Genomic DNA, 17,567 nt, shown 5'->3' on the forward strand with positions numbered 1-17,567 from the left:
TGGTGAAGGTGTTCCCGGCGGCGACGCTCGGACCGGGGTTCGTCTCCGCACTCGGCGGCCCCCTCGGTCACGTCCCGACGGTTCCGACGGGCGGCGTCGGCCTCGGGAACGTCCGCGACTTCTTCGAGGCGGGCGCGACTGCGTCGGCGTCGGGAGCGCCATCGTGGACGCCGACGCCGTCGCGCGCGGCGACTTCGACGCCGTCGAGGCGAACGCCCGCGGGTTCGCCGAAGCGGTCGAAGACGTCCGTAACGGGGACTGAACCGCCCCCGGCCGAAGTCGGCCGGGCGCTCAGGCCGACGATTCGAGGAGGAGGGTCGAGATGGTCGCCGCGGCCGTCTCGAACTCGTCCACGTCCATCGCGTCCGTCGTGAGGAGGACGCCGTGGTCGCCTCGAGAATCCGGACGACGAAGCCGTCGCGGTGGAACCGGACGGTGAACTCGTAGTCGCCGATGCCGACCGGGTCCTCGGCCGCCAGCGCCGACCGAACCGGCGACTCCGCGAACCCCACCGTCTCGAAGTCCACGAGTCGCGACTTCGCGGTGCGCGCCGCCTCGGGCGACTCGTACAGGTCGCTCCGGAGATAGACCACGTCGAACGCGGACGGCGTGAAGTAGACGACGCTTCGGAGCGTGTCGCCCAGACCCGTGCGCGCGGCGCCGATTATCCCCTCCGCCAACTCCGAACCGATTCCCGTGTGGTATTTGTCTGCCATACGTCCAGTACTGTCGCTCAGAGACTATCACCGTATCGTCAGGTCGCGGAGAGCGTCCTGACGGCGAGAACGTCGGGAGGAGAACTCCGAAGAACGTCGAGACGGACGTCGAGGTGTGCGCCGGAGTCGGTCCGAGTCAGTCGCCGTCCCGGCGGCGTCGGTAGTCCGGGAGCGTGTCGTCCTGCATGACTGCGGCCCGCCCGCCGTCCGCGAGCAGGTTCGCGCCCGTGACGAACGCGGCGTCGTCGCTGGCGAGGAAGGAGACGACGCCGGCGACGTCCGCGGGGGTGCCGAGTCGGCCCGTCGGGTGGATGGCTTCGAGTTCGCGGCGGCGTTCGTCGGCCATCTCGCCGGTGGTTCGGTCGATGGCGACCCAGCCCGGGTTCACCGTGTTGACGCGGACGTTCGGACCGAAGTCGAGCGCCATCGCCCGCGTCATGCCGTCGATGCCCGCTTTCACCGCGTTGTAGGGGAACTTCTCCGGCATCGTCAGCACGGCGTGGTTCGAGGAGACGTTGACGACGGCGCCGCGGTCCATCTCGGCGAACGCGTGCTTCGCACAGAGCCAGTACGACCGGAAGTCCGTCTCGACGACGAACTCCCAGTCGTCCATCGTCGCCTCGTCCGCGGCGGTGTCCGTCTCGACGCCCGCGTTGTTGACGAGGACGTCGACGCCGCCGAACTCCGCGACGGTGGCCTCGACGAGTGCCGCGACGTCGTCCGGGTCGCGCACGTCCGCGCGGACGAAGTGGGCCGACCCGCCCTCGTCCCGGATTCGCTCGACGACGGCTTCGCCCGCCTCGGCGGTCCGGCCCGTGACGACGACGTTCGCGCCCTCGGCCGCGAGGCGTTCGGCGACGCCCGCACCGATGCCGCGCGTCGACCCCGTGACGAGGGCCGTGTCGCCGTCGAAGCGACCGGGGACCGGCGTCGGGTCGCCGCCTACCATTCGGCGACGCTCCCGTCGGGATGTCGCCACACCGGGTTGTGCCAGTCGTCGTGCCCGGCGCGGTCCTCGACGACCGAGGCGTCGATGTCGACGCCGAGGCCCGGGCCTCGGGGATGTCCACGAAGCCGTCGTCGTACTCGAACACCGAGGTGTCGGCGAGGTAGTCGAGCACGTCGGACGTCTCGTTGTAGTGGATGTCGAGGCTCTGCTCCTGGATGAGGGCGTTGGGCGCGCAGGCGTCGACCTGCAGGCAGGCGGCCAGCGCGATGGGTCCGAGCGGGCAGTGCGGCGCGAGCGCCACGTCGTACGCTTCGGCCATGCTCGCTATCTTGTTGACCTCGGTGATGCCGCCGGCGTGACTCACGTCGGGTTGGATGACGTCGACGACGCCTGTTCGAACACCTGCTTGAAGTCCCACCGAGAGAACATCCGTTCGCCCGTCGCTATCGGCGTGGTGGTGTGCTGGGAGATTTCGGCGAGCGCGTCGTTGTGTTCGGGCAACACCGGTTCCTCGACGAAGAACGGTTCGTGTTCGGACAGGGCCTCCGCGAGGCGCTTGGCCATCGGCTTCGTCACGCGGCCGTGGAAGTCGACGCCGATGTCCACCTCCGGCCCCACCGCCTCCCGGACCGCACCGAGTCGCTCGACGGCGCGCGCGACGGTGTCCGGCGAGTCGATTCGGCTGAGTTCCGACGTGGCGTTCATCTTCAGCGCCGTGAAGCCCGCGTCGACCTTCTCGCGGGCGGCGTCGGCGACGCCGCCGGGTCGGTCGCCGCCGATCCACTGGTAGACGCGGATGCGGTCGCGGGCCTTCCCGCCGAGCAGTTCGTGGACGGGGGCGTCGTAGCACTTCCCCTTGATGTCCCAGAGCGCCTGGTCGATGCCGGCGATGGCGCTCATGAGGACGGGACCGCCGCGGTAGAAGCCGCCGCGGTACATCGTCTGCCAGTGGTCTTCGATACGGAGCGGGTCCGTCCCGAGGAGGTAGGTGTCCATCAACTCCTCGACGGCGGTTCTGACGGTTCGGGCGCGTCCCTCGACGACGGGTTCGCCCCACCCGACGAGACCGGCGTCGGTCTCGACGCGCAGGAACAGCCATCGCGGCGGGACGGCGTAGAGGTCGTAGTCGACTATCTTCATGCTGGGTCGGTCGTTGTGGTCGCTCTCATTTAGCTCTGCGTTCGACGTCCGCTGCGGAGGCGAGCGTCTCATTCGGTCGTCATCCTCGCGACGTCGCCGTCGACGGTGTCCGTCTTCGTCTTCAGGGCGTCACCGGTGTCGGGGTCGAAGAGGTAGAGCGCCTCCTCGCCGAACGTGAACCGGACCGTCTCGCCCGTCTCCGGACGGACGGCGCTGTCGATTCGCGCCGTCAACTCCCGGCCGGCGAGTTCGAGGTAGAGGAAGTTCTCGTTGCCCATGTGCTCGGCCACGTTCACCGTCGTCGTGGTGCCGCCCTCGGGGACGAGTTCGACGTCTTCGGGGCGGAACCCGGCGCGGACGCGGTCGTACCCCTGAACCGGCGACTCGTCCGACAGGTCGTACTCGAAGTCGCCCGGGCCGACGAGCGTCGACCCCTCCACGTCGACCGTGAGGAGGTTGATGCTGGGCGACCCGATGAAGTCCGCGACGAACTCGTTCGTCGGCGACCGGTACACCGTCTCCGGCGCGCCGACCTGCTGGAGTTCGCCGTCGTTCATCACCGCGATGCGGTCGCCCATCGCCATCGCCTCCGTCTGGTCGTGCGTGACGTAGACGGTGGTGACGCCGAGCGTCTGCTGGAGTTCCTGCAGTTCGGTGCGCATCTCCGAGCGGAGTTTGGCGTCCAGATTGGAGAGCGGTTCGTCCATCAGGAACACCTCCGGTTCGCGCACGATGGCGCGGCCGAGGGCGACCCGTTGCTGCTGACCGCCGGAGAGCTCTTTCGGCTTGTCGTCGAGGAGGTCCTCGATGCCGAGCATCGAGGCGGCGTCCTCGACGCGCTCGGTTATCTCCGCCGCCGTGAGCTTCGTCGAGAGCTTCAGTCCGAACCCGAGGTTCTGTCGGACGTTCATGTGCGGGTAGAGCGCGTAGTTCTGGAACACCATCGCCACGTCCCTGTCGCGTGCCCGGAGGTCGGTCACGTCGCGCGACCCGAACGTGATGGTGCCGGACGTCACGTCCTCCAGCCCCGCGACGCAGCGGAGCGTGGTCGTCTTGCCGCAGCCCGACGGTCCCACGAGGACGAGGAACTCCCCGTCGCGAATCTCGAGGTCGACGTTCTCGACGGCGACTATCTTCTGTCCGCCCGATCCGAACTCCTTTCGTACCGCGTCTAGTTGTATGCTCGACATTGGGTTACTCCTTGACGGACCCCGCGAGGATTCCGCTGACGAACTGTTTCTGGAGGAACAGGAACAGCACGAAGATGGGCACGATGGACAGCGTCGCCGCGACCATTATCTGGTCGTAGTAGACGCGCTGTGCGCCCACGAGCTGATTTATCGCCACCGGGATGGTGTACTTGCCCTGTTCGAGGATGACCAGCGGGAACAGGAACAGGTTCCACTGGAACAAGAAGAGGATTATCGCCAGCGCCGCCAGCGACGACTTCATCGTCGGGAGCGCTATCTTGTAGAACAGTTGGAACTCCGTCGCGCCGTCCATCCGCGCCGACTCCAGCAGGGCGTCCGGTATCGACCGCATGTTCTGACGCATCAGGAAGATACCGAGCGGGTTCGCCGCCCACGGGAGGATGATGGCCCAGTAGGTGTTGGTCATGTCCAGTCTGCTCATCAGCAGGAACAGCGGGATGACCAGCAACTGGATGGGGAGGATGAGCGTCGCCAGGATGGAGTAGAACATCGGCTTCTTGAACCGGAACTCGTACTTCGCGAAGGCGAACCCGGCCATCGAACACAGCAGCAGCGACAGCAGGGTGTACACCACGGCGATGAAGATGCTGTTGGAGATGCGCCGGGGTTCCACAGGTGCCAGAAGTCGTAGGCGAAGTACACCGGTCCGAGGTCGACGTACTGCGTCATCTGGCCGATGTGGCCGAGGAACTGGACGTTTTCGCGGGCCTGCAGGGACTGCAGGTTCGCGAAGAACTCGTCGCCGGGGAGCAGTCGGGGCGACGTGCTGGAGAGGAACTCCGACTCCGAGAGCGTCGAGGCGACGAAGATCCAGTAGAGCGGGACGAGCGTGAGAATCGACCCGAGGAGGATGAACGAGTACGTGAGGAACTGCCAGACCGCGTCTCGGCGCGTCTCCTCACGCATCGCCGTCACCTCCGACGCGGAGTTGGACCGCCGAGAGGACGCTCACCACGCCGATGAGGACGTAGGTAAGCGCGCTCGCGTAGCCGAGGCGGAAGTCGATGAACGCCGTCTGGTAGATGTACTGCACGATGGTGATCGTCGACTCCAGCGGCGCGCCACCGCTGTTGATGATGACGGGTTCGCTGAACAGTTTGAACGTCCCGATGGTCGAGGTGACGAAGACGAACAGCAACACCGGACGCAGTTGCGGGACGGTGACGTACCGGAACTTCTCGATGCGGTTCGCGCCGTCTATCTCGGCGGCCTCGTACAACTGCTGTGGGACGTTCTGCAGTCCCGCGAGGAGGATGATCATGTTGTAGCCGGTCCACCGCCAGGTGACCGCGCCGACGATGGTCATCCGCGACCAGAACCCGCTGGTGAACCACGGAATGGGGTCGAGGCCGATGGTCGTCAGCACGTAGTTGACGAGCCCCGTATCCTGCATCATCAGCAGGAACACCGTCGAGTACGCGACGAGGTTCGCCGACACCGGCAGGGCGAGGACGGTGCGGAAGACGCCCCGGAACCTGACGAACGACGCGTCCAGCGCCACCGCCAGAAGCAACGCGATGCCGACCATCAGCGGCACCTGCACGAGCAGGATGAACACCGTGTTGAACAGCGCCTGGTGGAACAGCGCGTCCGAGAACATCGCCGCGTAGTTCGACAGCCCCACGAACTCCAGTCGCGAGAGGCTGAGGAGCCTGAACGAGAAGAACCCCGTGTCTATCCAGAGCAGCGTCTCGCTGCCGACGCCCTGGAACCTGAAGAACGACAGGTACAGCGTGTAGAAGATGGGGAACGCGAGGAAGACGGTGAACAGCGCGATGGCCGGGAGCAAGAACAGGTAGCCGACGAGGCCGTCGCTGACCGACGGCATCGCCGCCGAGACCGACTGCCGCCAGAAGCGGAGCGAGTCGCGGGCGTTCGAGAAGCGGGGTGAGTCTTGCGTCGCCATCAGGTGGTCACGCGAGTTCCCGATCCGTTCGGTCCGCGACCTGTTCTGCGGCGCGCTGGACCGCCTTCTCGGGCGAGATGTCGCCGCTCATCATGGTGCGGAAGTGCGTGTTGACGGCCTTCGTGACCTCCGGCGTGTCCGGCGTGTAGCGGTACGGCGGGATCTCGGGGGCGATGTCCGCGAACAGTCGTCCGGCCGGCTGACCGCCGAGGAACTCGTTCTCCTGGTCGAACGCCTCGCTCTCGTACGTCGTCTCGAGGGCGGGGAAGATGCCGTACTCGTTGTACATCTGAATCTGGTTCTCCTTGTTCGCCAGCGTGTACACCATGTAGTCCCACGCGCGCCGCGCGACGGGGTCGTCGACCTGGTCTGCGATGGTGACGTTCGACCCGCCCCAGTTGGTCGCGCGGGGGCCGCCCGATTCGAGCGCGGGCGGTTTGATGACCCCCCACTGGCCCGACGTGTCGGAGAGTTCGGCTTTCAGCGTCCCCTCCATCCACGCGCCGGCGGTGAGACTCGCCGTCGACCCGTTTCCGAACGCCGTGAACCACGACGACGACCACGAGGCGAGGTCGTTGGCGATGCCGGAGTTGTGGACGCGTTGGAGAATCTGCGCGACTTTCACGCTCTTGTCGCTGTGGATGTTGACCGCGCCGGACTCGGTGAACGGTTGCCCGCCGAGTTGCCGGAACATCATCCGCCAGAGGCCGTCGTAGTCGTTCGGCGGCAGGTTGAGCATGTACTGGCCGTCCGGGAGTTTCTTGCCCTCCTCGATGAACTGGTCCCACGTCTCGATGCTCTCGGCGTCGATGCCGTGTTCGTCGTAGACGTCGCGCCGGTAGAACGTCCCGACGGGACCGATGTCCCACGGGAGCGCGTACACGCCGCCGTCCTTCGTCAGCGGTTCCCACTTCCCGTCGACGAACTTGTCGCGGACGCCCGACTCCTCCAGCCACCCGGAGAGGTCGCGGAGGCCGCCCGTGGAGACCCACGCTGCCGCGTCCACGCTCTCCATCATCGCCGCCCCGGGCGCGCCGGACCCCGAGAGGAGCGTCGACTTGAACTTGCTCTTCATGTCCGCCCGGCCGATCTGGGTTATCTTCACGTCGCCGCCGTGGGCCTCCTCGTACGGTTCGTCGATGAGGTCGAGCGACTTCGCCGCCACGTCCCAGCCCCAGACCTCGATGCTGTCGGCCATCTCCGGCCCGCTCTGGGTCGTCTGCGTCGCCTGGTCGCCGCCGCCGGACGTCGCAGTCGACCCGCCGCCCTCCGTCGCCGTCGACGGCCTGTCGCCGGTGCCCGCACAACCGGCGAGTCCCGCCGCACCGGTGAGTCCGAGGTACTTGAGAAGCTGTCGCCGGTCGAGACTGCTGTCTGCTCCAGTCATTGGTGCTCGTCCTTGAGTTAGTATGAGGAAAGATACTTATAGATAACGATTGGTGCAGGTTCGAGCGTGGAGAGAGGAAGTGAGCGGGAGAGGCAGTGAGCGAGAGAACCGTCGCGACGCCGGCCCTACGGCGAGCGTCGTACCGAGAGGTCGCTCGCGGCCGCCTCGACGACTGCCGCGTCGAACCCGTCGAGCGACGACTCGCCCACTCGGAAGTCGGCGTCGTCCGGGGCGTCGACGGCGACGGGGTCGCTCGTGAAGTTACTCACCCACGTCAGGCCGTCGCGTTCGTTCACCCGGACGCGTCGGGGAGGCGGTCGGTCGTCGCGACGCCCGCCCGGGAGAGGACGCCCGAGACGAGTTCGTCCGCGAGGTCCGCGCCGGGCCAGACGCCGCAGTAGACGACCGACCCGCCGTCGGTCGGCGCGCGCGTGACGGCGGGCGTCCCCGCCGCGAGGTCCGTCGTGTGCGTCGCCACCGTCTCGGTGTCCTCGTCGGGGACGAGCCACTCGGACCAGACGGAGACGGCGCGGGACCCGCGTCCGTCTCGACCGCGAGGTCCACGTCCGCGGGGTAGCTCTCGTGTTGGTCGACCCGAACGCCCGCGAGGTCGGCGAACGGGCCGGGGGCGAGTTCCTCGTGGAGTTGGTTGGAGGGGGCCTTCACGCCGGAGCGAGCGCCGAGGAGCAGTTCGCCGCCGTCCTCGACGAACTCGCGCAGGTGCGCCGCGCGCCCGTCGTCCGCGAGGTGGAGCGACGGCGCGACGACGGCGGCGTAGTCCGAGAGGTCGGTCTCCGGGTGGACGAGGTCGACCTGCACGCCGCGGGCGCGGAGCGCGCGGTAGTAGGTCCGGGCGTGCTCCCAGTAGTCGAACTCGGGCGCGTGGGGTTGCGCGTCTATCGCCCACCAGTCGTCGTAGTCGTGCAGGAGTGCGACCGGCGCGTCGACGTGGGCCGCGTCCACGTCGGCGAGTTCGGACGCCGCGGCGACGGCGTCGCGATAGCCCCTGTCCGGACTGCCGTCCTGCTTTCTGAGGCCGGCGTGGTACTGCTCCTGCCCCTGCCTGCATCGTCGCCACCGAAAGTAGAGGACGGCGTCCGCGCCGTGGGCCGTCGCGTGGTGCGCCCACAGGCGCATCGCCCCCTCGCCGGGTTGCGGGCAGTGCGGCGGCCAGTTCACGTCGCCGGGTTGCTGCTCCATCACCCAGAACGGCGCGTCGTTCGTGCCGCGGTAGAGGTCGTGGTTCATCCCCACCTGGTCGGGGTCGCCCGCGCGGAGTTCGTCCATCGACGGCGCGCCCGCGCGCCGGTCCTGCACGAACCCCGTCGGGTACGAGTCCCACGTCACGAGGTCGAGGTCGTCGGCGACGGCGTGGGCGTCCAGCGTCTCGAAGTCGCCCATGAAGTTGTGCGCGACGAACCAGTCGTCGTCGCGGTCACGGAGTATCTCGGCGTGGACGCGGTTGTAGTCGACGACGCTGTCCGACGAGAAGCGTCGGTAGTCGAGCAGGTGGGAGGGATGGTGTTCGGCCGGCGTCGGTCGCGGCGGGTCGACCGCCTCGAACGAGTCGTACCGCTGGCTCCAGAACGTCGTCCCCCACTTCTCGTTGAGGTCATCGACATCGTCGTACGTCTCCCGAAGCCAGTCCGAGAACGCCGCCGCGCAGTCGTCGCAGTAACATCGGACCGTCCGGTGACAGCCGAACTCGTTGTCGGTCTGCCAGCCGACGACGGCGTCCTCGTCGGCGTACCGGTCGGCCATCTCCGAGACGACGCGACGCGTCTCGCGCCGGTAGACGGGGGAGTTGAAGCAGTAGTGACGGCGAGAGCCGAAGTGTCGGGGTGTGCCGTCGGGGTCCGCCTGCAGAATCTCGGGGTGGCGGTCGACCAACCACTTCGGTGGCGTCGCCGTCGGCGTACACAAGACGACCTTCAAGCCGTGGTTCGCGAGAGTCGCTATCGCCTCGTCCAACCAGTCGAACTCGTAGACCCCGCGTTCGGGTTCGAGGACGGCCCACGAGAACTCCGCCAGCCGGACGTACTCGATGCCGGCCTCTGCCATCTGTTCTGCGTCGCGCTCCCACCGCTCTCGCGGCCAGTGTTCGGGGAAGTAGCACACGCCGATAGTCATCGTCTATCTCCCCTCTCTCCGGCCGACGAGAAAAGCGTTCCCCGACGACGCGTCCGGTGCCGGCGGCCCGGTGTCGGCGCATCCCTCCACCCGGCACGCTTATGTCTCCCTCCCTGTACCTGCGTACCATGGCGACGATTACGTTCATCGGAGCGGGCAGTATGGTGTTCGCGCGGAAGTTGGTCGGAGACGTGCTCTCGTTCCCGGCACTCGCCGACAGCGAGATTCGGCTGATGGACATCGACGAACGCCGCCTGTCGCAGACGGCGCGCGTCGCCGAAGCGATGGTCGAGAACGAGGGTCTCGACGCGACGGTTCTGGCGACGACGGACCGCCGGGAGGCCCTCGACGGCGCGGACTACGTCCTGAACATGATCAACGTCGGCGGGGAGGAACCGTTCGAGAACGAGATTCGAATCCCCGAACGGTACGGCGTCGAACAGGCCATCGGCGACACCGCCGGCCCCGGCGGCATCTTCCGCGCCCTCAGGACCATCCCGACGATGCTGGATATCGCCCGGGACGTGGAGGAGTGCTGCCCCGACGCCCTCTTCATGAACTACACGAACCCGATGTCGATGCTCTGCCGGGCGATGTTCGAGGCGACGGACGTGGAGACGGTGGGTCTCTGCCACTCCGTCCCGCACACCGCGGAGGCGATTGCCGACTACCTCGACGTGCCGCAGGACGAACTCGACTACTGGGTCGCCGGCATCAACCACCTCGCGTGGTTCCTCGAACTCGAACGCGACGGGGAGGACCTGTATCCGGCGCTCCGGGAGGCGATGACGACGGAGTCGGTGTACCGCCGCGACACCGTCCGCTTCGAGATGCTGAAGCACTTCGGCGCGTTCGTCACGGAGTCGAGTCACCACGTGAGCGAGTACCTGCCGTACTTTCGAACCGAGGCGGAGACGATAGCGGCGATGCACGGCGAGGGGTACGCCGAACGGATGCCCACGGGGACGTACCTCGAAGGCTGGACCGCCCGTTCCGCGTCGCGGGACGAACCGACTATCGAGGAGAGTCTGGACGAGGTGGGCGTCGAACGGTCCGAAGAGTACGCCTCGCGCCTGATTCACTCGATCGAGACGGACACCCCCCGGCGATTCAACCTCAACGTCTCCAACGAGACGGGCGCCATCGCGAACCTCCCGAACGACGCCTGCGTCGAAGTCCCGTGCGCCGTCGACGGGGCGGGGGTCCGACCTTGTTCGGTGGGCGAACTCCCGACGGAACTCGCCGCCTTCGACCGACAACACGTCGCAGTGTACGAACTCGCGGTGGACGCCGCGCTAGAGAACGACCGAGAGAAACTGCACCGCGCGGTCAAACTGGACCCCCTGACGAGTGCCGCGTGCACCCTGGACGAAATCCACGAGATGACCGAGGAACTCCTCGACGCCAACGACGCGTACCTCCCGCGGTTCGACTGACCGTTCGCAATCGGCGAACGGTTCGAGCACCGCGGGCCAGTTCGTCTACGCCACGCGGTGCAAAGCGCCGCCGGCCGAGATATCCGGCCGTCAGACGACTCGAACAGGAGTTCCGGCCAGCGAGAGCGTTCGCCCACGAAGAACGGTTCGCGTGGCACCGCCCGACGAGCGCCCTATTTTTGTTGGAACTTTCGTGATATACAATTTTCCGCGCTTTGCTGGACGGATATATCGGCCTGTGCCGGCTTTCGGCGTCGGCGTTCTCAGTGAGTTAACGATGGGCTTCGTCCGTCGCGCGACGTTCGGATTTCCGTTACAATGATATACTCGTAACGCGAGTCCGAATCGAACGCTCGTGCCACCGGCAGGAATTTGCCCGGTCACGGTGTCTCTCGGGTGACCGGCCGCGTCCCCACTCGGTCGTCGTCGAACTCGTCCACCACACAGCGGTCTGGACGTGCGGTATTCGGTGAGAGCGGCGCTCTCGACGCCGACAGTTCGGCGGCGGGCACGACGGGAGTTCGACGATGAGGACGCACGCCGACGTGCGCACGAAAGGTATATGGGAATTCCATCACGAACTATACTCTATGTTCACTCATCGAGAACGCACGTCGGGCCGGGTCGCGAAGGGGCCGTCGAAGCGGCGTTCTGCCTCGAGGACGCGGGAGGAGACGGGACGATGACCGAGGAGTATCCGGTGAAGGCGACGTACACGAGCGTCCGGGTGCTCAGAGCGGTGCGGGCGAGCGACGGTATCGGCGTCTCGGAACTCGCGCGACGGTTGGACCTCTCGAAGAGCGCGGTCCACAAGCACGTGCAGACGCTCTCGTCACTCGGCCTGCTCGCCCGCGAGGGCGACGACTACTACGTCGGACTCGGCCTGTTCGAACTCGGCACCGCGGCGCGGGACCGCCTCCCGACGTACGAAGCCGCGCTCCCGGCGGTCGAACGACTCGCCGACGTCTCCGGTTGCGTGGCGACGCTCCTCGTCTACGAGTCCGGTCGGGGCGTCGTCGTCGCGCAGACGCGGGCGAACGAGTCGATGTCGCCGCCGTTCGGCGAGGGGGACACGGTTCCCCTGCACGCGACGGCGGGCGGGAAGACGATACTCGCGTACCGACCCGGCGAAGAGGTCGACCGGTGCGTCGCCGACGGACTCGACGCCATCACGGAGAAGACGATTACCGACGGCGAACGCCTCCGTCGGGAACTCCAGTCCATCCGCGACCGGCGCGTCGCGTTCGACCGGGAGGAGAACGCCGCCGGGTGGCAGAGCGTCGCCTCGCCGATTACCGACTCGCGGCAACGCGCCATCGCCGCCGTGAGCGTCTCCGGTCCGATGGAGCGGATGTCGGGGAAGACCCTCGAAGAGGACATCACCGGTCTGGTCGTCAGCACGGCGAAGTCGGTGGAGAACGACCTCCTGTGAGGGGGCGCACCGAGCGTGCCGAACGTGAGCGTCGTCGACTCGGCCTTTCCAAGCGTCTCGTGTCCGGTATCGAACGTCGATTAATCCTATCGAGTGACAGATACACCCGGTTCGAAGTTCGATTTGGAATACCGAATACATATCTTACCGTCAGGGTCGTATCAGGAACTACTTTGTCGGCCGTGAAGTTCAGTCCGGTCGATTACCGGCGTCGATTCGGTGACGTCGTCCGTCGAGGGTCGAACGTGGACGGTTCGGGTAGGACGGGCCCCACGTCTGATTTAGCCGGACCGACAGTTCGCCCGCGGAGAGACGGCCTGTCACGCCCGAGGCGCCGACGGCCGGTGGCGGTGTGGACGGCCACTTCGTATCAGGATTTTTGTATGATGTGTTCTGGCGTGACGGCCGGGCGGGGTGACTATCCGAGTCGGCCGAACCGCCACGAAGGGGCGACAGAGACCAGTTCGGGCGCTACGGTGGCGAGCGACCGACAGACGGAAGCCCGCTCGGTGTCACCTCACGAGTAGATTTATTATCGCGACCGACGACCGTGTTACATACGGTATCAAATGACACTCAGCACCAGCGAGAGCGGAGTCGTCGTCCGATTCCACAGTTGCGGGCGGCGGGTCTACGGCGCCGACAGTCGGCGGCAACCGCCCGGGAGACGGGGCCGGGCGAACGGCCGTCGCTCGACTCGGGAGGGGTCGCGAGATGAGTTCTGACCGGCAGACGACGACCGACGCGCCACCGTTGACCGAGGAGATTGCGCCGGGGACGGCGTCGGACCCGCCGGTCGGCAGCGACGACGCCGCCGTCGTCACCGTCGACGGCGTCGAGGTGTCCGTCGAAGCGGGCGGAACGCTTCTCGACGCCGTCGAGGCCGTCGAGACGGACGAGTACGTCCCGGCGCTCTGTCACTACGGCCGGCAGGACATCGGCCCGCGGAGCGAGTGCCGGACGTGCATGGTCGAGACGGCGTCGCACGGCGTCGTCCCGGCGTGTAGCTACCCCGTCGAAGACGGGATGGAGGTCCAGACGGACGCCTCGGCCGCCGCCGAGGCCCGCAGCGTGAACCTCGATTTGGTCCTGTCGGACCACAACCTCCGGTGTACGACCTGCGGGAAGAACGGCCGGTGCGAACTGCAGGACGCCTCCATCGAACAGGGCGTCGAGGAACCGCGGTACGGCGTCCTCGACGACCGAGACGAGTACGAACCCATCGACGACACGTCGTCGTTCATCCAGATCGACCGCAACAAGTGCATCCTCTGCAACCGGTGCGTCGAGGCGTGCAACGACGTGCAGGTCGAGGGCGTCCTCAGACTGGAGGGGTCGGGACCGGACACCCGCATCGGCTTCCAGAACGGCGCGGCGACGATGGAGGACTCGACGTGCGTCTCCTGCGGGCACTGCGTGACCGTCTGTCCGACGGGGTCGCTCGTCGAGAAGGGCATCGAGGACGCGACGACCCTCCCCCTCCCCGGCTTCACACAGAAGAACAGCATCGGCAAGACGTACCAGCGAACCGGGCAGTCGAAGGGACCGATGACGCCGAAGAAACGGGACGAACGAACGGAGACGACCGCACCGAGTACCGCGAGCGCAACCGGCGAGGTGTCCGCCGAGACGGCGGGCGAAGAGTCCGACGAGTACGACTTCTTCGAGGACGCGACCGGAGGTGACTGGCCGTGAGCGACGAGGAGTTGGCCGGCGTCGCCGGCTACATGCAACGGGCGAAGGAGCAGGCGATGCAGAACGTCGAACACGTCGCCGAGGGCGTCGCCGCAGACACCCTCTCGGAGGGGAAACTGTTCGAGATAGCGCAGGCCGTCGCGACAAACGGCTCGAAGACCTGAACGTCGCCGACACCACCTGCGGGTACTGCGCCGTCGGCTGTCGATTCGACCTCTACTCCGACGGCGAGGAGATTCTGGCCGCGCGGCCGACCGAAGACGAGGACGCCCCGGTCAACGGCATCTCGACGTGCGTGAAGGGCAAGTTCGGCTACGACTTCGTCAACTCCGACGACCGACTGACGACGCCCCTCGTGCGCGACGAGAACGACGAGTTCCGCGAGGCGTCGTGGGAGGAGGCGTGGACCGCGTCGCGGAGGGACTCGGCGGGATTCGCGACGAACACGGCGGCGATGCGCTGTCGGTCATCGCCTCCTCGAAGGCGACGAACGAGGAGAACTACCTGATGGGCAAGTTCGCCCGGCAGGTGCTCGAAACGAACAGCGTGGACAACTGCAACCGCCTGTGTCACTCCTCGACCGTCGCCGGACTCGCCGCGACGTACGGCTACGGGGCCGCCTCCATCAGCGTCGAGGACCTCGAACTCGCCGACTGCATCCTCCTGACGGGGTCGAACACGACCGAGGCCCACCCGGTGCTGGCCACGCGCATCAAACAGACGTCCGCGACGGCGCGGACCTCCTCGTCTTCGACCCGCGCGAGGTGCAGATAGCCGAGTACGCCACGCAGTACAGCCGCGTCAAACCCGGCTACGACGCCGTCTGGATAAACGGCATCACCCGGTACATCGTCAACAACGACCTGCACGACGAGGCGTTCGTCGAGGAACGAACGACGGGGTTCGAGGACGTGAAGGAGGCCGTACAGGAGTTCACGCCGGAACGCGTCGAGGAGGTGACGGGCGTCCCGCGCGAGGAAATCGTCTCCGCCGCGGAGACCATCGCGGAGGCCGACACCTGCGTGTTCGGGTGGACGCTCGGCCTGACCGAGCACTCCCACGGGACGGAGAACGTGATGGCGATGGCGAACCTCGCGGCCGTCACCGGCAACCTCGGCAAGCCGGGGACCGGCGTCTCGCCGTTCCGCGGGCAGAACAACGTGCAGGGCGGTGGCGGCGACATGGGGCCGCTACCGGACAACTTCCCCGGCTACCAGGACATCGCGGACGACGAGATTCGCGCGAAGTTCGAGGAGGCGTGGGACTGCGACATCTCGCCGGAGTACGGCCACTACACGACGCAAATGTTCCTCGCCGCGGACGACGAACGCGTCCGCGGGATGTACATCATCGGGGAGAACGCCGCGCTGTCGGAACCCGGCGTCAACCACGCCGAAGAGATTCTGGCGGACCTCGACTTCCTCGTCGTGCAGGACCTGTTCGTCAACGAGACGGCGCAGTACGCCGACGTGGTGCTGCCCGCGTGTTCGTTCGTCGAGAAGACGGGTACGTTCACGAACACCGACCGCACCGTGCAGATGGTCAAGCAGGTGATGGAGCCGAAAGGCGACTCGCGGCCGGACTGGAAGATACTGCAGGACCTCGCGAACCGGATGGGCCGCGACTGGGACTACGGCTCCACCGCGGAGATTATGGAGGAGGTGAACTCGCTGACGCCGCTGTACGGCGGCGTCTCGCACGCCCGCGTCGAGGCCGAGGGCGGCCTGCAGTGGCCCTGCTGGGACAAGGACCATCCGGGGACCGAACGGCTGTACACCGAGGAGTTCAACACCGACGACGGGAAGGCGCAGATGCAGGCCATCGGCTACAGCGAACCCGCGGAACTGCCGGACGACGAGTACCCGTTCACGCTGACGACGGGGCGCGTCCTCTACCAGTACCACACGGGGACGATGACCCACCGCGAGGAGGGCATCATGCAGTACACGCCGAGCGACTTCGTGGAGATTCACCCCGACACGGCCGTCGACTACGGCATCGAGAGCGGCGACATGGTCCGCGTCGAGTCCCGGCGCGGCGAGGTGACGGTGCCCGCGCAGGTGACCGACCGGGTCGGCAGGGACAACCTGTTCGTCCCCATCCACTTCGCCGAGAGCGCGGTGAATCGCCTGACCGACGAGGAGCACCTGGACCCGGCGGCGGCGACGCCGGAGTTCAAGGTGTCCGCCGTCCGCATCCGCCCCGTCGAGGGGGAGGCCGAACCGGTTCGCGCGCGGACGTCGAAGCGAGCACGGGGGACGACTGAGATGGCGAAACCGCAGGACACCTACCCGGAGACGGCGACGAACGGCGCGCGGAAGGAACGGGCCGACCCCGCGGGCGAGGCGGCGGTCCGCGAGGCGGTCCGCGAGAACGGCGACCGACTCGCGGCCGCACTCGACGCGTCGGACGAGGTGGACGACGCCCTCACCACGGCGATACTGATGCTCGCCACCGCCGACGAGGCGGAACTCGAACACGTCACCGAGTCCGCGGCGAACCTCGTAGAGGCGGCGGACGGACTGACGACGGAGGGGGCGGCCGCACTCGCGAACGACGTCGGCGAGAACGCCGAGGACCTCTCGGAGTCGCTGGAGACGGTCCTCGAACTCCAGCGGCAGGGTCACCTCGAAGACCTGGTGACCATCGCGACGGCGTTCTCCGAGTCGCTGTCGCCCGAGGAAGTCGAGGAACTCGCGACGATGCTGGAGGAGAACGGGACGGACCTCGTGGAGGCGTTCGACGTCGTCCTCGAACTCCAGCAGGAGGGGCACTTGGAGGACCTCGTGGGCCTCGCGAAGACGCTCTCGACGCTGGACATCGACGACGACACCGCCGCCGGAATCGACACCGTCCTCGGCGCCGTCGGCGAGGCCCAGCGCACGGCGCGACCGGTCGGCGTCCTCGGACTCTTCAGCGAACTCCGGAGTCGGGACGCCCGCGCCGGCATCGGCTACCTCGTCGCCCTCCTGAAGGCGCAGGGGCGGCGCATGAGGAAGCGATAACGTGGTGTCGCCGTGACCGACCAGCCGTCCGAGTCGGCCGGGGAGGGCACGGCGGACACGTCCGAGCGGACGCCGTCGGAATCGGCGTCGTCCGAGCAGACCGAGACGGTCTGCCCGCTCTGTGCGGTCGGCTGTCACCTCGAACGGGGACCGGACCGGACGCGGGCCGTCGGCCGTGAGGGCCCCGCGAACCCGAACGGCCGCCTCTGCCGGAAGGGCCTCCGCGCCTTCGACGCCGTCGCGGCGGACGACCGGCTCATGCGACCCACGATTCGTCGCGGCGGCGACCCCGAACCCGTCTCGTGGGAGGCGGCGCTCGACCACGTCGTCGAGCGGTTCGAGGGAGTCCTCGACGCGCACGGCCCGGACGCACTCGCGTTCCTCGGCGCGCCGCACTGCACCACCGAGGAGAACTACCTCCTGCAGAAACTCGCTCGGTCGCTGGGGACGAACGACGTCGACAACCGCGCGCGCCTCTGTCACGACGCGACCACCCGCACGCTGGCCGACCGCCTCGGGTGGCCGGCGACGACGAACGGTCTGTCGGACCTGCGCGAGGC

Annotated in this window: 11 protein-coding genes and 4 pseudogenes; 7 read left to right on the top strand and 8 right to left on the bottom strand. The window is 67.4% G+C overall.

The window, feature by feature from the left end; all coding sequences use genetic code 11:
- Positions 1 to 262 (top strand): annotated as a pseudogene (locus GJ632_RS09180) (2-dehydro-3-deoxyphosphogluconate aldolase); the annotation flags it as partial.
- Positions 263 to 852: 590 nt separating this feature from the next.
- On the opposite strand, the gene GJ632_RS09190 reads toward GJ632_RS09180, so the two are convergent.
- The 8 genes and pseudogenes from GJ632_RS09190 to GJ632_RS09220 all read right to left on the bottom strand — a co-directional run bounded on the left by GJ632_RS09190 (position 853) and on the right by GJ632_RS09220 (position 9,439).
- On the bottom strand, positions 853 to 1,665 hold the full coding sequence (locus GJ632_RS09190) for an SDR family NAD(P)-dependent oxidoreductase (RefSeq protein ID WP_191452754.1): 813 nt from the start codon (positions 1,663 to 1,665) through the stop codon (positions 853 to 855).
- Positions 1,659 to 2,805 (bottom strand): annotated as a pseudogene (dgoD, locus tag GJ632_RS09195) (galactonate dehydratase). Before dgoD ends, GJ632_RS09190 begins: the two are co-directional and overlap by 7 nt.
- 68 nt (positions 2,806 to 2,873) lie before the next feature.
- On the bottom strand, positions 2,874 to 3,995 hold the full coding sequence (locus GJ632_RS09200; protein ID WP_191452755.1) for an ABC transporter ATP-binding protein: 1,122 nt from the start codon (positions 3,993 to 3,995) through the stop codon (positions 2,874 to 2,876).
- A gap of 4 nt (positions 3,996 to 3,999) precedes the next feature.
- Positions 4,000 to 4,554 (bottom strand): carbohydrate ABC transporter permease, encoded by a 555-nt coding sequence (locus GJ632_RS23395; RefSeq protein ID WP_343161103.1) that lies wholly within the window; start codon positions 4,552 to 4,554, stop codon positions 4,000 to 4,002.
- On the bottom strand, positions 4,437 to 4,931 hold the full coding sequence (locus GJ632_RS23400; protein WP_231751437.1) for a hypothetical protein: 495 nt from the start codon (positions 4,929 to 4,931) through the stop codon (positions 4,437 to 4,439). Before GJ632_RS23400 ends, GJ632_RS23395 begins: the two co-directional genes overlap by 118 nt.
- A complete protein-coding gene (locus tag GJ632_RS09210) occupies positions 4,915 to 5,922 on the bottom strand; it encodes a carbohydrate ABC transporter permease (protein WP_191452756.1) in 1,008 nt (335 codons plus the stop codon). The genes GJ632_RS23400 and GJ632_RS09210 overlap by 17 nt, the downstream gene beginning before the upstream one ends.
- A 7-nt stretch (positions 5,923 to 5,929) precedes the next feature.
- On the bottom strand, positions 5,930 to 7,309 hold the full coding sequence (locus GJ632_RS09215) for an extracellular solute-binding protein (RefSeq protein WP_191452757.1): 1,380 nt from the start codon (positions 7,307 to 7,309) through the stop codon (positions 5,930 to 5,932).
- Positions 7,310 to 7,434: 125 nt separating this feature from the next.
- Positions 7,435 to 9,439: pseudogene (locus GJ632_RS09220) on the bottom strand (beta-galactosidase).
- A gap of 128 nt (positions 9,440 to 9,567) precedes the next feature.
- Between GJ632_RS09220 and melA the strand changes: the two are divergent.
- The 6 genes and pseudogenes from melA to GJ632_RS25320 all read left to right on the top strand — a co-directional run.
- The gene (melA, locus tag GJ632_RS09225) at positions 9,568 to 10,875 is read left to right on the top strand and encodes an alpha-galactosidase (protein ID WP_191452758.1); all 1,308 of its coding nucleotides are present in this window, start codon (positions 9,568 to 9,570) and stop codon (positions 10,873 to 10,875) included.
- Positions 10,876 to 11,557: 682 nt separating this feature from the next.
- Positions 11,558 to 12,307, top strand: coding sequence for an IclR family transcriptional regulator (locus GJ632_RS09230; protein WP_089809324.1), 750 nt, complete (start codon positions 11,558 to 11,560; stop codon positions 12,305 to 12,307).
- Between the two features lie 714 nt (positions 12,308 to 13,021).
- Entirely contained in the window at positions 13,022 to 14,002 is a 981-nt protein-coding gene (locus tag GJ632_RS09235) for a 2Fe-2S iron-sulfur cluster-binding protein (RefSeq protein ID WP_191452759.1), read from the top strand.
- Positions 14,003 to 14,034: 32 nt separating this feature from the next.
- A pseudogene (gene fdhF / locus GJ632_RS09240) lies at positions 14,035 to 16,254 on the top strand (formate dehydrogenase subunit alpha); the annotation flags it as partial.
- Between the two features lie 450 nt (positions 16,255 to 16,704).
- Positions 16,705 to 17,007: a DUF1641 domain-containing protein gene (locus tag GJ632_RS23415; RefSeq protein ID WP_231751440.1), complete on the top strand. Its 303-nt coding sequence runs from the start codon at positions 16,705 to 16,707 to the stop codon at positions 17,005 to 17,007.
- A gap of 12 nt (positions 17,008 to 17,019) precedes the next feature.
- The coding region (locus GJ632_RS25320; protein WP_343161102.1) for a molybdopterin-dependent oxidoreductase at positions 17,020 to 17,567 on the top strand (548 nt) is incomplete at its 3' end.

It is taken from the genome of Halogeometricum sp. CBA1124 (genome assembly GCF_009741955.1).
Classification (GTDB): domain Archaea; phylum Halobacteriota; class Halobacteria; order Halobacteriales; family Haloferacaceae; genus Halogeometricum; species Halogeometricum rufum.

What these genes read in the sequence shown, in the direction of transcription:
- GJ632_RS09190 (WP_191452754.1), bottom strand. Translation starts at nt 1,665, where the DNA reads ATGGTAGGCGGCGACCCGACGCCGGTCCCCGGTCGCTTCGACGGCGAC.
- GJ632_RS09200 (WP_191452755.1), bottom strand. Translation starts at nt 3,995, where the DNA reads ATGTCGAGCATACAACTAGACGCGGTACGAAAGGAGTTCGGATCGGGC.
- GJ632_RS23395 (WP_343161103.1), bottom strand. Translation starts at nt 4,554, where the DNA reads ATGGCCGGGTTCGCCTTCGCGAAGTACGAGTTCCGGTTCAAGAAGCCG.
- GJ632_RS09210 (WP_191452756.1), bottom strand. Translation starts at nt 5,922, where the DNA reads ATGGCGACGCAAGACTCACCCCGCTTCTCGAACGCCCGCGACTCGCTC.
- GJ632_RS09215 (WP_191452757.1), bottom strand. Translation starts at nt 7,309, where the DNA reads ATGACTGGAGCAGACAGCAGTCTCGACCGGCGACAGCTTCTCAAGTAC.
- melA (WP_191452758.1), top strand. Translation starts at nt 9,568, where the DNA reads ATGGCGACGATTACGTTCATCGGAGCGGGCAGTATGGTGTTCGCGCGG.
- GJ632_RS09230 (WP_089809324.1), top strand. Translation starts at nt 11,558, where the DNA reads ATGACCGAGGAGTATCCGGTGAAGGCGACGTACACGAGCGTCCGGGTG.
- GJ632_RS09235 (WP_191452759.1), top strand. Translation starts at nt 13,022, where the DNA reads ATGAGTTCTGACCGGCAGACGACGACCGACGCGCCACCGTTGACCGAG.
- GJ632_RS23415 (WP_231751440.1), top strand. Translation starts at nt 16,705, where the DNA reads ATGCTGGAGGAGAACGGGACGGACCTCGTGGAGGCGTTCGACGTCGTC.